Origin of the sequence: Clostridium sp., from assembly GCF_051650885.1 — a bacterium.
Classification (GTDB): Bacteria; Bacillota; Clostridia; order Clostridiales; family Clostridiaceae; genus Clostridium.
Genome location: NZ_JBOFRG010000086.1, coordinates 1 through 5,966, shown reverse-complemented (window position 1 = coordinate 5,966; position 5,966 = coordinate 1). Strand labels below are relative to the sequence as shown.

The window sequence follows — 5,966 nt, the reverse complement described above, 5'->3', positions numbered from 1 at the left end:
GGAGATGTTATTCCATATACAATAGTTCTTAAAAATACAGGAAATGTTAATGCAACAAGTGTTTTATTTAAAGATACAGTTCCAAGTGGAACTACTTTAAATGCAGGAACACTTAAATTAAATGGAAGTGCAGCACCTGGAAACTTAACAAGTGGTGTAACCGTTGGAACTTTAGCACCTAACCAAGTTGCAACAATAACATTCGATGTTACAATAACAACTATTCCAGCTGTAAATCCAATTCCAAATGAAGGTATTGTTGATTATTCATATTTAGTAGACCCAACTCAAGCACCAAGAACAGATTCTCAAATTTCAAATAAAGTAACTACTACTATAAAGCTTGCACTTATCTCAAATGTAGATGGTGGATTAGTTAAATCTAATGATTTAACTTTTGCTAAAGTAGGAGATCAGATAACTTATACAATTCCAATTAAAAATACAGGAAATGTTGATGCTAATAACGTATTAATTAAAGATACAATTCCAAATGGAACATCTTATGTACCATCTTCATTAACAGTTGATGGTGTTCCTAATGCTGGAAGCATAAGCAGTGGAATAACGCTTGGTACAATCGTTCCAAATGGAGTTAAGACAATTTCATTTAAAGTTTTAGTAGATACAATTCCAGTACCAAATCCAATTCCTAACCAAGCTTTAATTGATTACTCATTTACAGTAGATACTCCAAATGATACAAATACTAAAAACTTATCAAATACAGTATTAACAACAATAGCACAAGCTTATATAAGACCTTCTGATGGTGGCCTTGTAAAATTAGTAGATAAAGCTTTTGCTGATGTAGGAGAAACTGTAACTTATACAGTTGTTCTTAAAAATACTGGTAATGTAGATGCAACTAATGTTAAACTTTTTGATACAATTCCAAATGATACAACATTAGTATCTGGAAGTATTTTAGTAAATGGAGTGGCTGGAACTGGTGATTTAGTTACAGCTGGTGTTACTGTTGGAACTATTGCACCAAATGCAGTAGCTACAGTTCAATTTAAAGTAATCGTAAATACTATTCCAACTCCAAATCCTCTTGTAAATGCAGCTGATACAACCTTTAGCTACCTTGTAGGTGCTACAACTGTAAATGATAGAAATACTACAAATAGTGTTCAAACTAAAGTTAATACTGCAATTATAACAAATGGTAATGGAAGTCTTACAAAAGCTGTAGATAAAGCTTTTGCTGATATAAATGATATAGTAACTTACACAATTACAGTTACAAATACAGGTAATGTTGATGCAACTAATGTAATTGTTAAAGATACAATTCCAACTGATACAACTTATGTAGCCTCTTCTTTAACAGTTGATGGTGTTCCTAATGCAGGAAGTATTAGTACAGGAATAAATATAGGAACAATAACTCCAAATGGGACTAAAGTTGTAGTATTTAAAGTAAAAGTAAATACTATTCCAAATCCTAATCCAATTCCTAATGAGGCCTTAGTTTCTTATGGATATAAAGTTAATCCAACTGGGGTAGATACAACAAAACAGGCTCTTACAAATAATGTACAAACAAGAGTTAACACTGCAAGAATTTCTAATAATGATGGTGGACTTGTTAAGACAGTTGATAAAGCAAATGATAGTGTAGGAAACACTTTAACTTATACAATTACACTTAAAAATACAGGGAATGTAACTGCAAACAACATTGTGTTTAAAGATACAATTCCAAACAATACAAGCTATGTGGCTAGTAGTTCTACTGTAGACGGTATTCCAAATGCTGGTGATCCGATATCTGGAGTTTCTGTAGGAACACTTGCACCAAATGAAATTAAAGTCGTTCAATTTAAAGTAACTATTGATACAATCCCAACACCAAATCCAATTCCTAACCAAGGACAAGTAAGCTTTGATTATATTGTTGATACAGTAACAAACACTTCAAATAGTCAAACTAATTTAACTAATATAGTTTCAACTACTGTAAGTCAAGCTTATATAAGACCAGAAGATGGTGGGCTTACTAAAACTGTTGATAAATCTTCAGCTGACGTAGGGGATGTATTAACTTATACAATAGTTCTTAAAAATACTGGAAATGTTGCCGCAAATAATGTAGTTGTTAGTGATACAATTCCTAGCTATACAACTTATGTACCTGCATCATTAAAAGTAAATGGAGTAGCTAATGCTGGAAATATTGGCACAGGAATAAATGTTGGAACTATAAATCCAAATGCAGTAGTAACTGTACAGTTCCAAGTTCATGTAGATAGTATTCCAAATCCTAACCCAATAATTAACCAAGCAAAAGTAGGATATTCATTTAATGTAGGAACAGGAACAAAAGCAGAAGAACATCTAACATCTATAGTTCCGACTACTATAAATAATGCATCTATAACAAATAGTGATGGCGGTTTAATAAAAGTAGCAAGTAAGGATTTCGCTAAAATTGGCGATACTATAACTTACACTATAAATTTATTGAATACAGGTAATATTACAGCTAATAATATTGTTTTAATAGATACAGTACCTTCAGCTACAACATTTGTTGCAGGTTCAGTTATGGTAAATGGAGCTTCAAGTGGAAGTTCTAATCCTAATACAGGAATTCCAGTTGGCTCATTAACACCTGGTGCTTCTGTCCCAGTATCTTTTGATGTAGTTGTAACTACAATTCCAGTACCAAATCCAATTAAAAACCAAGCTGTTGTAAACTTTAATTATACAGTTGATCCTGCAAATCCAAATGGAAAATCAAGTAGTGGTATTTCAAATGTTGTACCAACAACAGTAAATACAGGAATAATAGCAGGTTCTCCACAAAATGGAATAGTAAAAACTGTTGATAAAGCTTTTGCCGACACAAATGAAATAGTAACTTATACAATTGTTTTGAAAAATTCAGGAAACGTAGCAGTTAATTCAGTTGTTTTAAATGATACAATTCCAACAGATACAACATTTGTTACAGGTTCAGTTACAGTAAATGGCGCAAGTTCAACTGATGCTCCAAACACAGGTATAAATGTAGGAAGTATCAATTCAGGTGGTACTGCAACTATAAGCTTTAAAGTTAAAGTAAATACAATTCCAAACCCTAATCCAATTCCAAATGATGCAGTAGTAAACTATATGTTTACAGTAAATCCAGTAACAAACGAAACAGCTCCAAGTGGTAGCTTATCAAACACTGTTACAACTCAAGTTAATACTGCAAGTATTACAAATAATGATGGAAGCCTTACTAAATCAGTTGATAAGGCGTTTGCTGATATAAATGATATAGTAACTTATACAATTACAGTTAAAAATTCAGGAAATGTAGCTGCAACTAATGTAATAGTTAAAGATACAATTCCAACAGACACAACCTATGTTCCAAGCACATTAACAGTAGATGGTGTAGCTAATGCTGGAAATATCCAAACTGGAATAAATATAGGAACTGTAAATGCAGGTCAAACAAAAACAGTTCAATTTAAAGTTAAAGTTAACACTATTCCAAATCCTAACCCAATTCCAAATGAAGCTTTAGTAGCTTATGGATATAAAGTAGACCCAGCTGCAGCTGACAGACTTGCAAATGGAACTACTAATAAAGTTCAAACACAAGTTAATACAGCAAGAATAAATAATGCTGATGGTGGACTTGTTAAAACTGTTGATAAGGGATACGAAAGTGTAGGTGGCATCTTAACTTATACAATTACACTTAAAAATACAGGGAATGTTACTGCAACAGGTATTGTAGTTAAAGATACAATTCCAAATAACACAAGCTATATTGCAGGTTCTTCCTTACTAAATGGAGTGGCAGCAACAGGAGATCCTATAGTTGGAATACAAGCTTTAAGTCTTGCACCAAATGCACAAGCAGTTGTTTCATTTAAAGTTTCAGTAGATACAATTCCAACACCAAACCCAATTCCTAACCAAGCTAGTGCAAATTATTCGTACGTTGTAGATACAGTTCTTGGAACTACAAATAGTCAAAATAATTTAACTAATATAGTTCAAACTACAATAAGCCAAGCAAATATAAGACCAGAAGATGGTGGACTTACTAAAACAGTTGATAAATCAGAAGCTGATGTAGGTGATGTCCTAACTTATACAATTGTTCTTAAAAATACTGGAAATATTGCTGCAACTAATGTAATGGTTAGCGATACAATTCCAAATGATACAAGTTATGTAGCCTCTTCATTAAAAGTAAATGGAGTAGCTAATGCTGGAAATATCCAAACTGGAATAAATGTTGGAACTATAAATCCAAATGCAGTAGTAACAGTTGTATTCCAAGTTCATGTAGATAAAATTCCAAATCCAAATCCAATAGTTAACCAAGCAAAAGTTTCATATGGATTCTTAGTAGGTACACTTCCAAAGAGTGAAACTCATTTAACAGGAATTGTTCCGACTACTATAAACAATGCTTATATTGACAATTCAGATGGAGGTCTTGTAAAAGCTACAAGCAAAGACTATGCAAAAGTAGGAGATACTATAACTTATACCTTCACATTAAAGAATACTGGAAATATAGCTGCAAACAATATTGTTTTAAAAGATACAATTCCAGCTGAAACAAGCTTTGTAGCTGGTTCTGTAACTGTAGGTGGAGTAGCTAATGGAACAGCAAATCCTGGTTCTGGAATTCCAGTTGGAACTATAACTCCTGGTCAAACAGTACTAGTTACTTTTGATGTAACAGTTACTTCTATTCCAAGCACAAATCCAATTAAAAACAGTGGAACAGTAAACTACACTTATACAGTAGTATCATCAGTTCCTAACGGAAAATCTGGTAGTGGTAATTCTAATATTGTACCAACAACTATAAACACAGCTGTTATACCAGGATATCCTAAAAAAGGTATAGTTAAATCAGTTGATATGGCATTTGCTGATATTGATGATATTTTAACTTATACTGTTGTTATGAAAAATGAAGGAAATGTTCCTGCCATAAATGTAGTAATGCAAGATACAGTACCTGCTGATACAACATTTGTAGTAGGGTCTGCAACTTCAAATGGAAGTCCAATTTCTGGTGACCCAAATACAGGATTAAATGTTTCAAATATTCCACCACTTGGAGTAGTTACAGTAACATTTAAAGTTAAGGTTAATACACTTCCAAATCCAAATCCAATTCCAAATAATGCAACTGCAAATTATAGCTATGTTGTTAATCCAATTACAGGAGAAACAGGAACTGGAGCCGACACATCTAATCAAGTACTAACTCAAGTTAATACAGCAAGAATTACTGCACCAGATGGTGGTTTAATTAAAAATGTTGATTACTTGTATGCAGATGTAGGACAAACTATCACTTATACAATTCTTTTAAACAACTCTGGAAATGTTCCGGCAACTAGTGTAACTGTTCAAGATACAATTCCAAATGATACAACATTTATACCAGGTTCTGTAACTATTAATGGAACAACACAAGCTGGTGCTAATCCAAATACAGGAATCTTTGTAGGAACTTTAACTCCATTCTCTGCAAATACAGTAACATTTAAAGTTAAAGTAAATACAATTCCAAATCCTAATCCAATTCCTAACGCATGTACAATTGGGTATTCATATGTTACAAACACAATAACTAACATTGCTAAAAATGTTAAATTCCCAAGTAATATAGTTTACACAAAAGTAAATAATGCAAATATTGACTCTTCAAATGGTGGACTTATTAAATCTGTTGATAAGAGTTTTGGTGCAATAAATGATACTTTAACTTACACAATTGTAGTTAAAAACACAGGAAATGTTGATGCACTAAATGTTTTATTTAAAGATACAGTTCCAAATTCAACTATGTTAATAACAGGTTCTGTAACTGTTAATGGAGTAGTTAATTCAACTGCAAATCTTTCAACTGGTGTTCCACTTGGAACAGTTCCTCCAAATGTACCAACTACTATTCAATTTAAAGTTTTAGTAACAGATACAATGCCAAA

Annotated in this window: 1 protein-coding gene; it reads left to right on the top strand. The window is 32.4% G+C overall.

Annotated features, from left to right (window positions below):
- Positions 1–5,966, top strand: a 5,966-nt coding sequence (locus tag ACRC28_RS04105) for a DUF7507 domain-containing protein (RefSeq protein ID WP_438542183.1), incomplete at both ends; no start/stop codon positions are given.